This window comes from Gemmatimonas sp. (assembly GCF_046594945.1).
Lineage (GTDB): Bacteria > Gemmatimonadota > Gemmatimonadetes > Gemmatimonadales > Gemmatimonadaceae > Gemmatimonas.
In genome coordinates this window covers 42,769-61,323 of record NZ_JBKJRB010000080.1, presented here as the reverse complement: position 1 = coordinate 61,323, position 18,555 = coordinate 42,769, and the positions used below count along the sequence as shown (strand labels likewise).

Annotated in this window: 15 protein-coding genes and 7 tRNA genes; 16 read left to right on the top strand and 6 right to left on the bottom strand. The window is 64.3% G+C overall.

From position 1 onward, the window contains the following. The first annotated feature begins 81 nt into the window (after nucleotides 1-81). The 6 genes from hppD (at nucleotide 82) to apaG (ending at nucleotide 6,743) form a co-directional block, all read left to right on the top strand. A complete protein-coding gene (hppD, locus tag ACLL97_RS09575; protein ID WP_411280242.1) occupies nucleotides 82-1,206 on the top strand; it encodes a 4-hydroxyphenylpyruvate dioxygenase in 1,125 nt (374 codons plus the stop codon). 380 nt (nucleotides 1,207-1,586) lie between these two features. Further along, nucleotides 1,587-2,066, top strand: coding sequence for a PEP-CTERM sorting domain-containing protein (locus ACLL97_RS09570; RefSeq protein ID WP_411280241.1), 480 nt, complete (start codon nucleotides 1,587-1,589; stop codon nucleotides 2,064-2,066). Between the two features lie 173 nt (nucleotides 2,067-2,239). Next, the gene (locus tag ACLL97_RS09565; RefSeq protein ID WP_411280240.1) at nucleotides 2,240-3,433 is read left to right on the top strand and encodes a homogentisate 1,2-dioxygenase; all 1,194 of its coding nucleotides are present in this window, start codon (nucleotides 2,240-2,242) and stop codon (nucleotides 3,431-3,433) included. Between the two features lie 28 nt (nucleotides 3,434-3,461). Continuing rightward, on the top strand, nucleotides 3,462-4,646 hold the full coding sequence (locus tag ACLL97_RS09560; RefSeq protein WP_411280239.1) for an aminotransferase class I/II-fold pyridoxal phosphate-dependent enzyme: 1,185 nt from the start codon (nucleotides 3,462-3,464) through the stop codon (nucleotides 4,644-4,646). Beyond that, nucleotides 4,646-6,340, top strand: coding sequence for a glycoside hydrolase family 10 protein (locus tag ACLL97_RS09555; protein WP_411280238.1), 1,695 nt, complete (start codon nucleotides 4,646-4,648; stop codon nucleotides 6,338-6,340). The genes ACLL97_RS09560 and ACLL97_RS09555 overlap by 1 nt, the downstream gene beginning before the upstream one ends. After that, nucleotides 6,330-6,743: a Co2+/Mg2+ efflux protein ApaG gene (gene apaG, locus ACLL97_RS09550; protein ID WP_411280237.1), complete on the top strand. Its 414-nt coding sequence runs from the start codon at nucleotides 6,330-6,332 to the stop codon at nucleotides 6,741-6,743. The genes ACLL97_RS09555 and apaG overlap by 11 nt, the downstream gene beginning before the upstream one ends. Nucleotides 6,744-6,762: 19 nt before the next feature. Here apaG and ACLL97_RS09545 read toward each other — a convergent pair whose 3' ends face one another. The 3 genes from ACLL97_RS09545 to ACLL97_RS09535 form a co-directional block, all read right to left on the bottom strand. Continuing rightward, on the bottom strand, nucleotides 6,763-7,146 hold the full coding sequence (locus ACLL97_RS09545; protein ID WP_411280236.1) for a hypothetical protein: 384 nt from the start codon (nucleotides 7,144-7,146) through the stop codon (nucleotides 6,763-6,765). Beyond that, entirely contained in the window at nucleotides 7,143-8,102 is a 960-nt protein-coding gene (locus ACLL97_RS09540) for an NAD-dependent epimerase/dehydratase family protein (RefSeq protein ID WP_411280235.1), read from the bottom strand. The genes ACLL97_RS09545 and ACLL97_RS09540 overlap by 4 nt, the downstream gene beginning before the upstream one ends. A gap of 84 nt (nucleotides 8,103-8,186) precedes the next feature. After that, complete coding sequence (locus ACLL97_RS09535) at nucleotides 8,187-9,767, bottom strand: tetratricopeptide repeat protein (RefSeq protein WP_411280234.1); 1,581 nt, start codon at nucleotides 9,765-9,767, stop codon at nucleotides 8,187-8,189. 287 nt (nucleotides 9,768-10,054) lie between these two features. On the opposite strand from ACLL97_RS09535, the gene ACLL97_RS09530 reads away from it, so the two are divergent. Further along, nucleotides 10,055-10,888, top strand: coding sequence for a hypothetical protein (locus tag ACLL97_RS09530; protein ID WP_411280233.1), 834 nt, complete (start codon nucleotides 10,055-10,057; stop codon nucleotides 10,886-10,888). Between the two features lie 6 nt (nucleotides 10,889-10,894). On the opposite strand, the gene ACLL97_RS09525 is transcribed toward ACLL97_RS09530, so the two are convergent. Then, entirely contained in the window at nucleotides 10,895-13,627 is a 2,733-nt protein-coding gene (locus ACLL97_RS09525) for an ABC transporter permease (protein ID WP_411280232.1), read from the bottom strand. Beyond that, nucleotides 13,624-14,346, bottom strand: a complete 723-nt coding sequence (locus tag ACLL97_RS09520; protein WP_411280231.1) for an ABC transporter ATP-binding protein — start codon at nucleotides 14,344-14,346, stop codon at nucleotides 13,624-13,626. The genes ACLL97_RS09525 and ACLL97_RS09520 overlap by 4 nt, the downstream gene beginning before the upstream one ends. Between ACLL97_RS09520 and ACLL97_RS09515 the strand changes: the two genes are divergently transcribed. The 9 genes from ACLL97_RS09515 to ACLL97_RS09475 all read left to right on the top strand — a co-directional run bounded on the left by ACLL97_RS09515 (nucleotide 14,345) and on the right by ACLL97_RS09475 (nucleotide 16,999). Next, nucleotides 14,345-15,157 carry an arylesterase gene (locus ACLL97_RS09515; protein WP_411280230.1) on the top strand — a complete coding sequence of 271 codons (813 nt, stop codon included), beginning with the start codon at nucleotides 14,345-14,347 and terminating at the stop codon, nucleotides 15,155-15,157. The genes ACLL97_RS09520 and ACLL97_RS09515 overlap by 2 nt on opposite strands. Nucleotides 15,158-15,346: 189 nt before the next feature. Next, entirely contained in the window at nucleotides 15,347-15,913 is a 567-nt protein-coding gene (gene efp, locus ACLL97_RS09510; RefSeq protein WP_411280229.1) for an elongation factor P, read from the top strand. A gap of 165 nt (nucleotides 15,914-16,078) precedes the next feature. After that, a tRNA-His gene (locus ACLL97_RS09505) sits at nucleotides 16,079-16,152 on the top strand. A gap of 41 nt (nucleotides 16,153-16,193) precedes the next feature. Then, nucleotides 16,194-16,266: transfer RNA gene (locus ACLL97_RS09500), tRNA-Trp, on the top strand. Nucleotides 16,267-16,408: 142 nt separating this feature from the next. Continuing rightward, nucleotides 16,409-16,481: transfer RNA gene (locus ACLL97_RS09495), tRNA-Glu, on the top strand. Between the two features lie 48 nt (nucleotides 16,482-16,529). Further along, nucleotides 16,530-16,601 (top strand) — tRNA-Glu (locus ACLL97_RS09490). Nucleotides 16,602-16,645: 44 nt separating this feature from the next. After that, nucleotides 16,646-16,720: transfer RNA gene (locus ACLL97_RS09485), tRNA-Asp, on the top strand. A gap of 77 nt (nucleotides 16,721-16,797) precedes the next feature. Then, nucleotides 16,798-16,879 (top strand) — tRNA-Leu (locus tag ACLL97_RS09480). A 48-nt stretch (nucleotides 16,880-16,927) separates the two neighbouring features. Next, a tRNA-Thr gene (locus ACLL97_RS09475) sits at nucleotides 16,928-16,999 on the top strand. A 70-nt stretch (nucleotides 17,000-17,069) separates the two neighbouring features. Here ACLL97_RS09475 and ACLL97_RS09470 read toward each other — a convergent pair. Beyond that, a complete protein-coding gene (locus tag ACLL97_RS09470) occupies nucleotides 17,070-18,476 on the bottom strand; it encodes a R2-like ligand-binding oxidase (protein ID WP_411280228.1) in 1,407 nt (468 codons plus the stop codon). Nucleotides 18,477-18,555 lie beyond the last annotated feature (79 nt).

Sequence of the window (18,555 nt, the reverse complement as noted above, 5' to 3'; positions counted from 1 at the left end):
ATCTGAGTCGGTGATGGCTGCCCTCGGTCGGCGCGATTTCGCGTGTCCGACTGTCCATCCATCACTACTGAGGTGTGCCCCATGGCGACGATGACTATCCCTGAACAGGGGATTGAGCATGATGCGTTCCCGATCAACGGCACCGACTATGTCGAGTTCTATGTTGGCAACGCAAAGCAGGCGAGCCACTATTACCGCGCGGCGTTCGGCTATCAGCTGGTAGGCTATCGCGGCCCGGAAACCGGTGTGCGCGATCGCTGCAGCTATCTGATGCAGCAGGGGAAGATCCGCCTCGTGCTGACGACGGCGCTCGACCCCACCTCGGCAATCGCGGCGCACGTGCACAAGCATGGCGACGGCATCCGCGACTACGCGCTGTGGGTGGACGACGCACGCGCCGCCTACGCGACCGCAATCGCACGAGGGGCTATCGCGGTTCAGGAGCCGCAGCAGTTCTCCGACGAACACGGCGACGTGGTCGTCGCGGCCATCGGCACCTACGGTGACACGATTCACTCGTTCGTGGAGCGACGCAATTATCGTGGCTTTTTTCTGCCCGGATTCCGGGAGTTGTCGGCGCGCTTTCAGCCCGCAAGTGTGGGCCTCAAGTACGTCGATCATTGCGTCGGCAACGTCGAACTTGGCCAGATGAATCGGTGGGTCGACTACTACGCCAACGTGATGGGCTTCCGCAATCTCATTACCTTCGACGACGACGACATCAGCACTGAGTATTCGTCGCTGATGTCCAAGGTGATGGCGAACGGCGACGACAAGATCAAATTCCCGATCAACGAGCCGGCGTCGGGCAAGAAGAAATCGCAGATCGAGGAGTATCTCGATTTTTACGGAGGACCGGGCGCGCAGCACCTGGCGCTCGCCACCGACGACATTCTGGCCACGGTGACCGCGCTGCGTGATCGCGGCGTGGAGTTTCTCTCGGTGCCCACCTCGTACTATGCCGAGTTGCGGGAGCGCGTCGGACAGATCGACGAGGATATCGACGCCCTGGCGGCGTTGGGGATCCTGGTGGATCGTGATCCCGATGGCTACCTGCTGCAGATCTTCACGAAACCGGTCGAGGATCGTCCGACGTTGTTCTACGAAATCATCCAGCGAAAGGGCGCCAAGAGTTTCGGAAAGGGCAATTTCAAGGCATTGTTTGAAGCCATCGAGCGCGAGCAGGAACTGCGCGGCAACCTCTAGCGTGCTGCGCTCGGCATGAGTTGTGCTATGTATGGCCGGTGAACCTGTACTCAAGGAGATCACCGATGATGCAGCTGTTGCATCGCACCATACCGTTTATTGCCATAGCGGCGCTTGTTACTGTGGCGCCCGCTGGAGCGCAGGAACGGGACGATTCGACCTCCACCACAGGTGCCGTCGTATCGCTGCTCGGGCTCGGCGGCAGTTTCGTTGGCTTCGGGTCGGCCAGCGAGAATGCGTCGCCGGCGACCGCCTGGAATTGTGCCGGTGGCTGCGCCGCATTCGGAATTCGTCGGTCAGACCTTTCGCGATTTGGCCGGTCGGGTTCGGCGCTTCGCCCATCGACTTCATTCGTTTTAGCGGATGCACGCTCGGTGGGAATGGCCACTGAGCAAACCGACCTCAGTGACTATGGCTGGTCGCGACGGGTGGGCACGGATGGCGTCCCGCTCGCCCCGTTAAAAGGCCGGCGCGTTCCGAAGGCCGATCAGGATGAGGCGACCCCTGCGGCCGACGTGTCTGCGATTGTGCCACTGGTGCCTCCTGCACGAGACGGCGCGGGCCAAGCACCGCCTTGGGTTGCACCGGGGAGCAGCTCTGTTGCGGCAGCGATGGCGGCGTCGTGGAGTGCCGAGTACGCCGACCAAGCGGGTATTCCGGCGGCAGCGGCAGAGGCCTCACGGTTGATGCCGCCGCGACAGACGATCGGTCCCGAAAATGCGATCTCGGCGCGCGCGGCGTCGGTCGACCTTGCGGCGCCTCTCGTGACCACCGTGCCCGAGCCGAGTACGGTCGCGCTGCTGGCAGTCGGGTTGTCGTCGTTGCTGTTTTTGCGTCGGCGGACTGTGCGCCGCCGCTGAGTCGCTCCGAGTTTGGCTGGCGCTGGTAAATCCGAGATATGTGCAATGTGCCGGCGGCGGGGGGATAACCCTCCCGCCGCTTCGCCTATTCGGCCAGATTGAAGGCATTCATTCGTCGGCGCACGACTGCCATCCGGTGTCGCGTCGGCCGCCCGCACCAGAGGCCGTCCTTCATGCCGTTCTACCACCAGCTGGGCTCCGTGCCGCGCAAGCGACACATCGTCTTTCGGCGTCCCGACGGCGGACTGTACGCCGAGGAGTTGATGGGGCACGAGGGGTTCGTCGGAACCTCGTCGCTGCTCTATCACACGCATCCGCCTACCACGTACAAGTCGGCGCGCAAAGTGCGCGACTTCGTTCTCGAGGCCGATCTGGACACGTCGCTGCGTCATCGACACTTCCTCACGTCGCGCACAAAGACCGGCGGGTCGGCCACGCTCGATCGCCTTCCGATGTTGTTCAACAGTGACATCGTGATGCTCTACGTCGAGCCCGACACGAACGATACGCATTTCTTCCGCAACTCGCAGGCGGATGAAGTGGTGTACGTCGTCGAGGGCTCTGGCGTGCTGGAATCGGTCTTTGGTGAACTGCCATACAAGTCCGGCGACTACGTGGTTATTCATCGAAACATCACGCATCGTTGGCGTCATGATCTCGCCGCGGGCACCACGAAGTTGTTGGTCATGGAGAGTCGTGGACATATCCGCGTGCCCTCACGCTACCGCAATGACTTCGGACAGATGCTGGAGGGCGCGCCGTTCTCTGAGCGCGATATCCGCCGACCCCTGCAGCTCGCGGCGCACGACGAGCTGGGTGATTTCTCGATTCTCGTGAAGCAGTACGACGCGCTGAACGAACTCGTGCTCGATCACCATCCGTTCGATGTCGTGGGATGGGACGGTTATTACTATCCGTGGATTTTCAGCATTCACGATTTCGAGCCGATCGTTGGACGCATTCACCAGCCGCCCCCGGTGCACCAGACGTTCCAGGGAGACGGGTTCGTCATCTGCTCATTCTGTCCACGACCGTACGATTTCGATCCTGAAGCCATTCCGGCGCCGTACAACCACAGCAACGTCGATTCTGACGAAGTGCTGTTCTACGCGTCGAGTGAGTTCATGAGCCGGAAAGGCATCGAGTACGGCTCGATCACGCATCACCCGGATGGATTGGCCCACGGCCCGCATCCGGGCCGTACGGAGGCGTCGATCGGCGCCAAGTATACCAATGAACTCGCCGTGATGATGGATAGCTTCAAGCCACTCAAGATCGCCAAACTCGCGATGGCCATCGAGGATCCGGCGTATCACAAGAGTTGGATTGACGCGCAGCACGCGCAGTACAGTCCGCCCACGTCGTAATTCCGTTCCGACCTTCCGCCTCACTGTCATGCCGCGCCTGTCCACACGCTTTTCATCTTTTCCTGCCTATCCGCTCGCACACATTCCGGCGCGGAAGAAGGCGCTGCTCGAAGCCGGGGTCGATGTCATCGATCTCGGTGCGGGCGACGCGGATCTCGCGCCCCCCGCGGCCGCAGTGTCCGCCTTGCAGCGGGCGGCTGAGGTGCCCGCGATGCAGCGGTACGGATTCGGTCTGGGGCTCGTGCGCTACCGCGAGGCAGTGGCGGCGTGGATGTACACCCGGTTCGGACAGCGCGTCGATCCGATGACCGAGATCGTGCCGCTCCTCGGCAGCAAAGAGGGATTGGCGCATATCGCCTTTGCTTTCGCGGGCCCGGGCGATGTGGCCATCATCCCGGATCCGGCGTATCAAGCATATCTGGGTGGCACGTTGCTCAGCGATGCCACTCCCTATGTGTACGCGCTACGGCCACGCACGAACTTCCTGGTGGACGTCGACGAGATCCCGGAGAACGTGCTGTCGCGCGCGCGCATTCTGTACCTGAATTATCCCAACAATCCGACCGCGGCGATCGCCCCCCGCGACTACCTCGAACGGGTGGTGGAAGTGTGTAGGGAACGCGATATCCTGCTGGTGTACGACAACGCATACTCGGAAATGGGCTTCGACGGGTACGTGCCGCCCAGCATTTTCGAGATCGACGGCGCGCGAGATGTGGCAATCGAATTCCACTCGCTGTCGAAGACGTACAACATGACCGGCTGGCGATGCGGCTGGGCGGTGGCGAAGCCGGAGATTGCGACGGCGCTTGCCAAAGTCAAAGCGTTTACCGATACGGGGCAGTACATGGGTATTCAGGCGGCTGGCGTGGCGGCGATCGAGAGCTGGGCGGAGTTCGTGCCGCAGAACGTCGCGGTCTTTCAGGCCCGTCGTGATGCCGCTGTCGCGGCATTCCGCGCCAATGGGTTCGCGGCCGATGTGCCGAGCGCCACGATGTACCTCTGGATGCCGCTGCCCGACGGTATCGACAGCGCCACGTTCGCCGATCGACTGCGCGAGGAGTCGGGCGTGATCGTGCTTCCCGGTTCTGGTTTCGGTGCTGGTGGGGAAGGGTTCTTCCGCATTTCGTTTATCCAGTCCGAAGCGCGTCTGGCCGAAGCGGCGACGCGTGCCGGCGCGGTGCTCGACGCGATGCTCACGGAGCTGGCGTAATGCGTCGCGGTAATCGGGTCTCTGTCGGCGCGACGCTGGTGCTATCGGCCGCGATCGCATGTCGGCCCACGGCACCGCTGCCTCCGCCCGCCGAGCCGGTGCCGGCGTCGTCAGCGCGTCCGACGCCGGTGACCAGGCCGGTGACCACGCCGGTGACCACGCCGGGCCGTGCCGCTCCGGTAGCGCCGCTACAAGCGCGTCCCGTCGTGAGCGCGGACGCACCGCCGTTGGCACGCGAGTTCCGCGGCGTCTGGGTAGCGTCGGTGGCCAACATCGACTGGCCATCGAAGCGGACGCTCTCCACTGCCGAACAGCAGGCAGAGCTGATTGCACTGCTTGACCGGGCGGCAGCGCTCAAGTTGAACGCCGTGCTGTTGCAGATTCGTCCGGCCGCCGACGCATTGTACGCGTCCAAGATCGAACCGTGGTCGGAGTATCTCACCGGAGTGCAGGGTCGCGCCCCCGTACCCTTCTGGGATCCGCTAGCGTTTGCGATCAAGGAAGCGCACGCGCGTCATCTCGAGCTGCATGCCTGGTTCAATCCGTATCGCGCACGGCACACCGACGCCAAGTCGCCGTTGTCGTCCACCCATATCGCGCGCACCAATCCGTCGCTGGTAAAGCCGTACGCGGGTTACCTGTGGATGGATCCTGGTGAACCGGCGGTTCGCGCCCGCACCTTACGCGTGGTGCTTGATGTGGTGAAGCGCTACGACGTGGACGGTGTGCATATCGACGACTACTTCTACCCGTATCCGGAGAATGATCGCCGCGGCCGCGCCATCGCGTTTCCCGATGACCGCAGCTGGAAGCGCTACGTGCGCGAAGGGGGCAAGCTGGCGCGCGCCGACTGGCGTCGTCGCAATGTCGATCTGCTGGTCCAGGCGCTCGACGTGGGCGTGCACACAGCCAAGCCGTGGGTGCGCTTCGGCGTCAGCCCGTTCGGCATCTGGCGTCCGGGCTATCCCACGCAGGTGCGCGGCTTCGATGCCTACGAGAAGCTGTACGCCGACGCGCGGAAGTGGCTCCGCGAGGGATGGGTGGACTATTTCACACCGCAGCTCTACTGGCCAACCACCAAGCGTGAGCAAGCGTATCCTGCGCTCCTCGACTGGTGGGTTGGCGAAAACGTGATGGGGCGTCACATGTGGCCCGGCAACTTCACGTCGCGCGCCGGCGGCGTTGGGTCGGGGGCGTTCTCGGTGGGTGAGCTCGTCGAGCAGATTCGCGTGACGCGATTGCAGCACGGGGCGACCGGCAACGTACACTTCAGTATGAAGTCGTTTCTGACCAATCAGGCCGGTATGAACGACACGTTGCTGGTGGGTCCGTATGCAACACCGGCGCTCGTACCGGCCACGCCGTGGCTCAAGGCGGCCGCACCGCCGCTGCCAACCGCGCGCTTGGCCGAGACCGCCACTGGCACCCGGTTGCTGTTGCGGACCACCGGCACAGCAGTGCCGTGGCAGTATGCCATCCGCCTGCGCACCGACACGGCATGGATTACGATGGTGGTGTCTGGATCCACGACGTCGTGGGCGATCCCGAAGGGCACGTCCCCGACATCGTTGTCGGTCGTGTCGCTCAACCGCGTGGGCACCGAAAGCTCACCCGTCACCGTCACGTTCCCGTCGCGCACCGGCGCCGCCGGTACTTTGTCGATACCTGCTCGAGGCCGTTCCGATGCGCCCTGAACCTGTTCCGTTCTACTACCGCATGACGTCGGGCATTCGCATCACCGTGCGCCCTTCATATCTGCGCGATCGCTCGAATCCGGTGCTCGGCCAATTCGTGTTTGCCTACCACATCCGCATCGAGAACGTGGGCGAACAGGCGTCGCAGCTCCGCACGCGCCGCTGGTTGATCCACGACGAATCGGTGGGAGATACGGTGGTGGAAGGCGAGGGCGTGGTCGGCGAACAGCCACATCTGCTCCCTGGACAGGTACATGAATACCGGTCGTTCTGCGTGCTCAAGGCACCGCAGGGATGGATGGAGGGCTCGTATCGGTTTGTGCGCGACGACGGGTCGTCGTTCGAAGCGAGCATTCCGCGCTTTACGCTGGCGGCTGAGCCACGGGCAGACACCGTCTCGTGAGGCGTCGCCCGCGGGCGGCTCAGCCTAGCGGGATCGTATCGCTGAAGGCATCGGTCAGCAGCCGAAGAGTCGCGTCATCAAGGAGATCTCGCACCATCAGTGCCAGTAGCGCCGCCAGCGCCGGCTCGGCGATGGGCTCGAGTTCGATCTCGGTTGCCGTCGGCGATGTCGTCCGTTTTACCAACTGCAGCAACGGGCCGCTGAGGGCATCGCGAGCCTCCTCGCGGCCGCTGCGGGTGATGACGTCACCCAGACGAGTATCCGCACCCTCATAGGCCCGCGTAGCGGCCACGGCCTCGTAGCGCGCAACGACAGCGGCGCGATCGGCCGCGCCCAGGCCAGCCAAGCGTACGAGAAAACCGCGCACCGCGGCGGTTTGTGGCCCGTATGGCAGTGCACTCACGGCGCGACCGGCGCGGGCGCGTCGAACGGGACCTGGTGGCCGAGCAGGCGCAGTCCATCATAGATCGTGGGCGCCATCGGACGCCATCCCGTGGCCAGCAAGGCGTCCACGTTGACGCGCTGATTGCTGCGGCCACCGCGCACCGGTGCGGTGCACTCGAGCATGGTGGCCGCGGTCGGTACGTCCATCGCGCGGCCAGTGAGGGTGGACGCGATCACTGACGACCGCAACGGTGTTCCATCAGCGCAGTTGAATACGCGGGCGCCCGGGGCGCGATGGTGTGTGAGCAGATGCGTAATCGCCGAGACCACGTCATCGCGCCACGAGAAGTTGCACCACACATCGCCGGAGGCGAAAGTCGGGGCGGCTAGACGTGCCGCCGGATCACGCTGCGGTCCATACAGTCCGGCCGCGCGGACAATGCGCACTACGGCCTCCGGATCCTCGGCGACGGTCGCGATGCGCTGTTCGGCGTCGTACAACGCCTGCACTCGCGCGTCGAGCGGTACGATCGGGCTCTGCTCGGTGACTTCGCTGCCATCGTGCCGATCGTACACGCCGGTGCTCGAGACATACAGCACCGAGCGAATTCCCAGCGCGCGCGCCAGATCCGTGGCCCCGGCGGCGGCTTGCGGATAGATGTCGTAGTCTTCGCCGCGAGCGCGCGACGGCGCGATACACACCACCAAATGATCGATCGGTGCCGGGAGCGCATTCGTCACGATGTGCTGCAAGGCCGCCAGCGATTCCAGTCCGAGCGCCGCACTGGTGATGTCACCCGTGAGCGCCACGACCTCAGAAGTATCCGCGCTTTGCGCGCGGCGCTGCAACGTGGCAACGGTGGCGCCCAGCGCGACGAGCCTCGTCGCCACTCTCTCGCCGAGCCAACCCGGGCCCACCAGCAAGACAGAGCCGTTCATCCGCGCCGCGACCGACTGGTGGTCAGACGACATCATACCGCACGTCCTTTGAACCGAGACATCGAGTAATTCCGCATCAGCACGGAAATATGTGTCGCCGTCGATCGGCGGAGCAGTCGATCAACGGAGCAAGAAAAACCAGACGGCGCCGCCAATGGCGAGCGCGGCACCGACGCCGGCACCGATCATCCCGCCGCGGCGGCTGCCCTCGGCTTTGGGGCGGCGATCGGACATCGGGGTGCGACCTCTACGCCCCGACCGTGAGGCGGCGTCTGCTGCATCCTGCGCGTCCTGCGCGCGTGTGAGGTCGCGGGCGGTCGGCGGCATGGGCGTCGGATGACCCGGCTCTTGGTGGGCATTAGGAGTCACCATCGCGGCCGGTGGCGGTCCGAAGCCGTGTGCCATCGCGGGCTCGACATGCCGAACGGGTTGGCGCAGCGGAGCATTCAGCGCCGACAACGTCTCGCTCACGGCCGGTGCTGCGACCTCCATGCGAGAAGGCGCCGCCGCGTCGAGTTCGAGCGACGGTCGGTGCGTCGGCACATCGACCAACGAGTCGGCGAGTGCGTCGTCGAGCTCGAGGCCCATCAAGTCGGTGCTGGCATCTAGCCCCGACGCCGGCCCGTCGGGCCCGCCGAGACCGTGTTCGATGGCAAAGTCGAGCGTCATCGACGGAGCGTCGTCGGCCATCGGCGGAACACTGAAATCGTCGGCCAAATCGAGCGCGATCTCGACCGTCGGCGTGGGCAGGTCCGCTACCAGATCGATCATGGGTTCGACCGGCGTATCGACCACCGTTTCGAATGCCGCAAGGATCTCGGCGTCGTGATTCACGGGGTCTTGAATCGCTATCACGCCCGAGGGCGTGGTGCGCAGCAGGATGTCCGTGATTGCCACCGCATCACGAAGTGGCTGATCATCCCACTCCGTATGCGCATCTTGTTCGTCGATCGAGGCGTGCGCGTAGACGGCCACATCGGCCTCGGTGGCGACAGTCTCCACGTCGATGGCTTCGGCGCGGACGGCCTCGGCGCGCATCGCTTCAGCGCGCATCGCGTCCATACGGTTGGCCGCGTGCGTCGCTTCAGCGCGTTTCGCATCGGCGCGAGCGCGCACCGCGGCCACCATCGCCAACAGCCGATCGGCACGATCCGTGGACATGCCATGTGCGTCGAGGAGCGCATGCAGGCGCAACAGGAGCGGCTCGGCGTTGGCCGGGGCACCGGCGGCCAGCGCCAGTCGGGCCGCGTTCTCCAACATCACGACAAGACGCGCATCTTCATCACCCACATGACGTTCGACCGCGGAGATCGCGCGCTGGATCAGCGCCTGCGCCTCATCGAGCCGACCGGAGGCGCCCAGCATGACCGCGAGGTCCATGCGCTCGCGGGCAACCGGCATGGCGTCTTCGCCCGCCAGCGCTACGCGAAGCGCGCACGCGCGCTGTGCATGCAAGAGTGCGTCATCAGTTCGGCCCGCGCGGAAGCATGCCTGGGCCAGGTTGCCAAGGATCAGGGCGAGCGCATCATGCGAGCTCACATCGGGCGCACGTCGTGCCAACACGTCGGCCGAGGCAGCAAATGCCTCGGCGGCCTCGTCCCAGTCCGCCGCGGCGGCAAGGGCGAGGCCTCGCGTGTTGTCATCCATCCAGCCGTCGCGCCCAGAGCGCACGGATCCGTGTCCCATCAGAAGTTCATGCATCGCGTGAGTTTGACGCGCCGTCGGAACCCACGTCACCGTGGTATGCACGATTGTGCCAGCGGCGTAACGTTCGTGCACGGAGCGACATGGACGTCAGCGGCTCACGGTGAAATACCGTGAATCGCGGCAGTGCGCCGCTTCGTCCGCGATCGCGGCCCCACGGCCAACGCCACAATATGGCATGAACAGGCTGCTCGGCGGCAGGCGCGGCGCGAACGGATCGTGATCCACAACCGACCTCGTGATCCCGCGTTGACGCGGCTCGCGTGGCGCGTAGCTTCACGGATATGAAGACGTCGCCGAATCGATTCGCTCGTAATGACTTGCCTCCCTGGTCGCCGAGGTCGGCTGGCCGAGTCGCGTGGCCGCTGCTGCTGCTGTGCACCGTCGTGGCATGCAATCGTGAAAAAACTGTCACGGTTTCCGGTGACATACCAGGGCTTGATACGCTCGGCTATCGCGGCGATTCGCTCCTCGCCCAAGCTGACCGTGGTCCCACCGCTCTCATCGATTCGCTCACCGCAATGAACAACGCCACGGAAGTGGCGGCCAGCGGCACCAACGACGGGACGATCGCCAACGTGAGCGGTACCGCGCGCAGCAGCACTGGATTGGGCACGGCCGCCGGACAGGCCATGAGCCTCCGCGCGCAGGCCCGTGGTGATTCTATGGCACGGGCGATTGCCCAGCGTCTCGCCGGTGGAAGCGATCTGGCCGGGCGCACTCGTGGCGATTCCGTGCGCGGCGTGGTCACGATCATTGGTTCGGAGCCCGCGCGTCAGGTCGTGCTACGGGTCGATGGCAATGACGTGTCACTGAGTGGGATGGCGACGTCAGGGCTTGGTCGCTTGGCCGGAACCGAGGTCACGGTGCGCGGTGTGAAGATCACGCCGCGCGACATCGTCGTTTCGGACTATCTCGTGCGCGCGTCAGGCGGCGTCCCGGCGTGGGACGGAACGCTCGACGAAGACGGCGTTCTGCGGTTGACCGACGGATCGGGTCGCAAGCGACTGCCGTCGGTGCCGAGCGCCCTGCGCGGCATGGTTGGCGCGCGTGTGTGGGTGGCGTTCAGAGAGGGTAGCACAACCGCCGACTCGTACGGCATTATCGGTCGGCGGTAAGCGCGCTTAGGCTTCGCGGATCGCAGCCATCGGCGTTTCCTTGTACACATCGCGACTGGTCAACAGACCGATCGCCATCGTGAGTAGCAGCATCCCAGCGGCGATCACGAACGTCGGGCCAATGGCCGGTTCGAACGGATCCTTGAATACGAATTTCGTGAGGCCCCACGCGCCGGCGAATGCGAGCACCATGCCGGTGAGGGCGCCCAGGGCCCCCAGCGCGCCGTATTCCGCCAGCAGCACCCGCGCCACCTGAGCACGTGATGCGCCGAGGGTACGCAACAGCACGCCTTCGCGTAGTCGGGCCCGTCGTGTGGCGGCGACCGCGCTGAAGAGCACGGGCACACCCATCGCTAGTGAGAACAAGCCCAGAAACCGGATCGCGAGCGTGACACGTTCCACGATCGCACCGATGGTCTGGCGCACGAGCGTGAGATCGAGGCTCGAGATGTTCGGGAAGCGACGGACGATATCGCGCTGCACCGCCGCGATCGCCGGCCCCGCCGGCACATTCGCCACCACGACATACTGCTGCGGTGCACGACGCAGGGCCTCGGGAGCGAAGACGACGAAGAAGTTCGCTTCGAAGCGCGCCCAGTTGACGGTGCGGAAGCTGGTAACGATCGTCGTCACCGGCACACCCTGCACATTCCACGTCACCGTATCGCCAAGCGCCACTCCGAGATCCGTCGCGAGGTCCCGTTCGAACGACACTTCGAACGGCGCGTCGGGATTGGTGGCGCGCAATTTCGCGCGCGTCGCCGGGTCAGCGAACCATTGGCCAGCCGCCAACGCTTCCGAGCCCACGATCGAGTCGCGATACGTGCTGCGGTACTCGCGCCGCAGCGCCCAGCTCGCCCGACGTGCACTCGTGTCGGCCATCAGCGACGACACACTGCGTCCGTTCAGGGCGTCGATGCGCATGGTCACGATCGGCGTCTGTTGCACAATGGGATGCTGTCGCGCCCGCAACAAGGAATCGAGTGGTGCCGTCTGGTCATCCTGCACGTCGAAAAAGAGCAGATTGCCGGCCGAACCGGCGGAGGTGGCCTGTACGCGACTCAGTAAATTCGCTTGCACCAGATACACGGTGCTGAGCAGAAACGCGCCGAATCCCAAGGCAAGCGTGACGGCGCGTGTCTGATTGGCGGGGCGATGCAGATTCGCGATGCCTTGGCGCAATTCGAAAGGCCATGACGGTCGCGTGCTGCGGCGCGCGGCCGCGATAAGCAGTGTCGCTGCGATCCACAGCACCAGCACCGCGCCGCCAATGGCCGCGCTGATGTAGAGACCCTGACGCACGCTGCCAATGCGCGACACGACGATGCCGATAATGCTGCTCACCAACAGGGCGTCTACTGTGAGACGCGCCGGGTCCTTCCACTCGCGCGGCAGGGCCGCGTGGTCCATCTCGCGGCGAATCGCCTGCAGGGGCGACACGCGACGCAGCGCGAGCAGCGGTCGCATCGCGAACACCAGCGAGACCCACACGCCGGTGGCGAGGCCCAGGATCAGCGGCCTCGGCTCGAGTGCGAGGTCCACATCAATCGGCAGGAAGTCCGATACCACACCTGGTAGGAGGAACTGGATGGCAACGCCGAGTAACGTGCCGGCGACCGCCCCCACGAGACCCATGGCCGCCGACTGGACGACATACAGCGCCAACACCTGTCGACTGGTGGCGCCTAGGCAGCGCAAGACGGCCACGGTGTCGATTTTCGCCGACACAAACGCATTCACCCCACTGGCGACACCAATGCCTCCGAGCAGCAGCGCGATGAGTCCGATGATGCTCAGGAAGTCCGCGAGCCGGGCGACCGATTCGGTGAAATCGCGCTCCGTGTCGGCTACGGTGCGCACCCGCACGCGGGTGCGCACGACACCGGAGATCAGCCCCGAAGCCGTGTCGGGCGCCGCCGCTGCGATCTTGGCCGTCGTGTCGGCCACCGGTGCGTCATCCTCGCCGCCGGGGCCGCGGCGCGCTTCGCCAGCTGCTTCCTGCGCCTCCTGCAGCGCAGCGGCCTTCGGATCGATACGACGGCGCAGATCGCGCGCCACACGCTTTGCGCTTGCGGGCGCCGTCAACGCGACCGGCAGTTTGAGCACCACGTCGTACTCGGCGCGACTACCGAATTTGAGGAGCGCCGTGGCGTCGAGCCATGTATCCGACAGGTATACGCGAGGGCCGATCACGGCAGTGATACCAGCGTCACCGGGTACGTTGCCGAGCGTGCCGGCGATTACGAACATCTTCTGCCCGAGGCGCAGTGAATCACCGACGCTGGCATCGAGTGCAACCAACAGCGACGGGTCGACGAAGACGACTGACTCGGTGTGCACGCGTGACCAACCGTTGGCGGGTACCGTTTCGATCTGGCCGTAAAACGGATAGCCGGGTGAGACCGCGCGCACCTGCACGAGCCGCGTGCCGCCCGACGGTTCGGCCAGTGCCATACTGGCAAACGTCGTGACCCGCGAGGTGGCGATGTTATTGGCGCGCAGGGAATCGAGCAGCGTATCGACGACGGCGGGGAATGTGGCACGCGCCTGGAGCGCCATGTCACCGCCCAGCAGCGTGCGCGACTGTTCACGGATCGATCGCGTCACGTTGCCGGCGAACGAGTCGATCGCCACCAGCGCGGCGACACCGAAGGCGATCGACGACATGTACAGCGCCAGCCGGCGTCGGGCCGTGCGACTCTCGCGCCAAGCGAGGCGGAGCAGGGCCTGTGTCGTCATGAGATAAACGGGGCGGCGGCCGACGACGCGGTGGCCGGCTCGTGCATGACATCTTCTACCACGACCCCGTCGCGAAGCCGGATCGTGCGTTGTGTCCGGGCGGCCAGCGCGACGTCGTGCGTCACGAGCACGATCGTGCATCCACGCTCGCGATTGAGCGCTTGGAGCAGTTCCACGATGCGCTCGCCGGTCGCGCCGTCGAGATTCCCGGTAGGTTCGTCGGCAAAGAGAATGCGGGGCTCGTTCACGAAGGCGCGCGCCAACGCCACCCGCTGCTGTTCGCCGCCGGAGAGCTGCTGCGGGAAGTGGTGCGTGCGATCGCCGAGCCCCACACGGGTGAGCAGATCGCGGGCGCGTATCGTGGCTTCTTTCGCGGAGACGGCGCCGGAGAGCTCGAGTGGCACTTGCACGTTTTCGAGGGCCGTGAGCGTGGGGATCAGCTGGAAGCTCTGGAACACGAAGCCGACCTTCTCCCCGCGCAATTTGGCACGGCGATCTTCGTCGAGACTTCCGAATTCTTCGCCATCGAGCGACACTGTGCCCTGTGACGGGGTATCAAGCCCGGCGAGTAGTCCGAGCAGCGTGGTCTTTCCACTGCCGGACGGCCCGACAATCGAGACAAACGCGCCCTGCGGCACGTCGAACGACACGTCGCGCAACACCGTGAGGCGCTGCGTGCCACTCTGGTATTCCTTGGTTAACCCACGGGCAACGAGCATGCGATTGGAACGGAAGAAGAAAGACGGTCACTGGGCGGCGAGCGCGGTACTCGCGGCCCTGACGGCATTGGGAGTAGCCTGTGGCACCAACGCTGAATCCGGTCGTTCGGATTCAGCCGGCGGCAAATCGGCATCGGGAGAAAGAACCGGGAAGAGCGTCGCGGCGGCAACTGCTTCGGCGCAATCCTCCACCGAGCGTGCCGATGCCCAGACGGCCGAACGCTCGCGCTCGTCGCGCGTGGTGTTGTTGGGGACGAGCCTTACGGCGGGGCTGGGGCTCGATCCGGAGAAGGCCTACCCGGCGCTGTTGCAGCAGAAGGCGGATTCGGCGGGGTATTCGGTGCGCATTGTGAATGCGGGGTTGAGCGGCGAGACGTCGGCCGGCGCCTTGCGCAGGGCGGGTTGGGTGCTCGATCAGCCGGCGTCGCTGGTGGTACTCGAGGTGGGCGCAAACGATGGCTTGCGCGGGGTGGACCCCGACTCGACGTACGCCAACATCGTGGCGTTGGTGCGGGTAGTCCGCACCCAACGGCCGGAGGCTGGGGTGGCGCTGGTGCAAATGGAGGCGCCCACGAATCTTGGCGGGAGCTATACCACGCGCTTTCACCAAGCGTATGTGCGAGCAGCCAAGGAAACGGGCGTGACGCTGCTGCCGTTTCTGCTCGAGGGGGTCGCGGGAGATGCCCGGCTCAATCAGGCCGACGGCATCCACCCGAATCCAGAGGGATCGAAGCGGGTGGCCGATACGGTCTGGCGTGGGCTGGCTCCGCTGCTGGCAAAGTATTCGTCGGCCGGTACCCCGGGCGGATAAGAGGCCGGGCGCCGCACCCTCTTCCAGTCCCAGCCATATGCGGTTATTTTTCGAGGCTGCGCGGTATTGGTGCATCGATCGAGACCCTCTCGCGGGAGTCTTGGTCGGTCGCCGGGAAGGGCGCGGTATTCCAGATGGTAACCTTCGGGGGCTCGCCCCCGATGTCCCCTGTTCGAAGGTGTCGTTCGCATGGCCTTTTCTGCGACCCAGATCCGACGTGGTATGGTTCTCGTGTTCGAGAACGATCCGTGCCGCGTCGTCGAGTTTCGTCATCATACGCCAGGGAACCTGCGTGCCATGGTGCAGGCGAAGCTGAAGAACCTGCGTACGGGTTCGAACTTCGAGCATCGCTTCCGCGCGGCGGACACGATCGTGAAGGCGGACATGGAAACGCAAGAACTGGAGTTCATGTATCAGGGCGGCGACGTGTTTCACTTCATGAACATCTCGAACTACGATCAGATCGAGATGGATGAAGAGGCGCTCGGTGACTCGGCGCCGTGGATGCAGCCGGGCATGAAGATTCTGGCCGAGTACTACAACGGTCGTCCGATCGGCATTGAGCTGCCGAATTCGCTGATTTTCGAGATCGTCGAGACGGCGCCGGTGGTGCGTGGTGCCACGAAGACGGCATCGTCCAAGCCAGCGAAGTTGTCGAACGGCGTCACGGTGAACGTGCCGGAGTTCGTGGAAGAGGGCACACGTGTCCGCGTGAACCCGACCACGGGCGAGTATCTCGAGCGCGCGAAGGAGTGATCGTTCGACCGGGGAAAAAAGTCGGGGCGAAGTATGGCTGTCCCGCTTGCAATCGGTCATTCGTCTGGTTACCGTTTGCGTCTCCCGTCGGTTGTCATCGTTGGTGATGACTGAGTGGCTGTTGGCTACGAACGTGGTAGGTAGAAACACACGCGTTCGTCGATGGTGGCCGTAGCTCAATTGGTTAGAGCACCGGATTGTGATTCCGGGGGTTGCGGGTTCAATTCCCGTCGGTCACCCTGGTCGCACTGCAAGCGCCGGTGGGTCGCGGCGCTTCAGGAGGTCCGTAGCTCAATTGGTAGAGCACCGGTCTCCAAAACCGGCGGTTGGGGGTCCGATTCCCCCGGGGCCTGTCATTTTGGAGTAGGGCGTAGGGAGGAGGGCGTAGGGAGGAGGGCGGGCGCCGCAAGGCGAACGGAGCAGGGAGTGATCGCGAACACGATCCCGACAGGAAATCGAAGTACCGCCGGGCCTCGCGCCTCGGCGCGAGACTACGGCGGTATCGTCTAGGGGACTAGGACACAGCCCTCTCAAGGCTGGAACACGGGTTCGAATCCCGTTACCGCTACTGAAGGTGCTGGTGCAGGATGTTTGGGAGGTGCAGGACGTAGACTCTGGCTCCATCGTCTATCGGTTAGGACACGACCCTTTCAAGGTTGAGAGACGGGTTCGATTCCCGTTGGAGCTATCAGCTCCCTCTGGAGCTGGCTGATGCAGGTGCAGGATGTTGTTGGGGGCGTAGCTCAGTTTGGTTAGAGCACTCGACTGTCACTCGAGAGGTCGCGGGTTCGAGCCCCGTCGCTCCCGTTGTTCCGCGGATATTTGGGATGTTGGTGTGGTTGGGGTTTCCGCGAACACATGATGTTTTGCTGCAGCTGTTGTACGCCCTCGTGGTGGAATTGGTAGACACGCTACTTTGAGGTGGTAGTGCTTAACGGCGTCGCGGTTCGAGTCCGCGCGAGGGCACTGTTTACCGTAGTTCGCAGGACACGGCACCTCACCGTGAGATCGAACGCCACAGTAGCTCAGTGGTAGAGCACCCGATTCGTAATCGGGCGGTCATCGGTTCAATCCCGATCTGTGGCTCTGGTTGGTGCAGAGTGAAAAATACAGCGCACACGGTCAACGGCTCCCGCTCGCGGGGGCTGTTGACGTTTTATAGGGCGCTCTCCAGCGCCTCCAGCGCGTTGATCTGCGCGATGGATTGATGGCGCGCCCGCTCGATGCGCTCCATCCGACGCTGGAACTGCCCGGTCGCAAACGTCACGAACGTCTCGGGTGCCAAGCCAAAGGGAATGCGGTCTGGCGGGTAGGCCGAAAAGGCTTCGGTGATAATGGCAATCGCCGACGGCAGCAGCTCCTCCATTCTCGTCGTGATCGCATCCCAGACGCTGTCGCCGTGCTCCGCCACCAACCGCGATAACAAAAAGATGCCGTACGCGAGATGACGGGATTCATCCGCCTTGAGCAAGGCCGCCACGCGTTGCATTCCCGGCATCAATCCGCGCGCGGTGAGCACGCGATGGTAGGTGTGGTATCCGGTTTCCGCCAGCACGCCTTCCACGATCATGTTGTACGTCGCCGATGCGCGCGCCTGGGCGATCGGTGAGGCGTCGGTTCGCAATCGCCCCATCGCATCGGGCAACTCCACAGCAAAAATCGTGTGATAGCTCGGCGAGTGAAAGCGCGACAGGTCGGAGTGCTCGTCCGCGACTTGATCAAAGAATCTGCGAAACGCTTCGACATGTTTGGCCTCTTCCCACAAAAAACTCGTGAGATAGAGCTGCTCCTCAAGGCGCCCCTCCTGCGAAATCACATCGAGCAGCGGCAAGATATCGAGCGTCACGCACTCTTCCCCCGCCTGAAACAGCGACGTCAGTCGGAGCAGCATATCCTGCTCATCAGGCGCCAGCGCGAGCCAATCCGCACGGTCTCGTGTGAAATCGATATCCGACGGATTCCACGTCCCGAGCCGTTTGGCCTTCTCCCACAGTCGCATGGGCAAAAGATCGTAGCGCAATCCCATCGCGCTGGTGCTCTGCAATGGGCGTGAAAATGGCCGGGCGGTTTCCGATGGCGTGGTCGCCGACGGCGCGGCGGACGCAGGCCCGATCTTGTGCGCGAACGCGGGGGCACGCGTCGCCGGTGTACGCTTCACCGTCTGCGCCACGCGCACCAGCGCCGACGCGGCGTTCACATGGGGCATCAACGTGCCGATCGATCCCTGCTTGAGTGTCAGTTTTCCGCGCAACAACGCCATCGTCGGCGTGAGTTTCGCCTCGAGCAACGCGGTCCACACGGTGATGTCAGTGGACAGGACATACTGCGCTGCGGCGTAGTCCGATGCCGTCGCCAGTCGTGCCGCACGACAGTCACCTCGGTGCAAGTCGAGAAACACGCCACACGCCTTCGCATCGCTGGTCACGTGCGTGATTGGGGCGTCACTCCAGTCGAGGATCACTGACCCTTCCCATGCTTTCGCGGCCGAACGATAGCTATCGCTGCGATGCAGCGCATCGCCAAGGGCAATGGCCCACGTCTCGGTGAACAAACCGTCCGTCATGATGCGCCCCGTGTGTTGTGACCGTGAGAAATGTGCAGGTGTGGCGTCGATAAGCGCCACCGCTGGGATCTCGAATCGG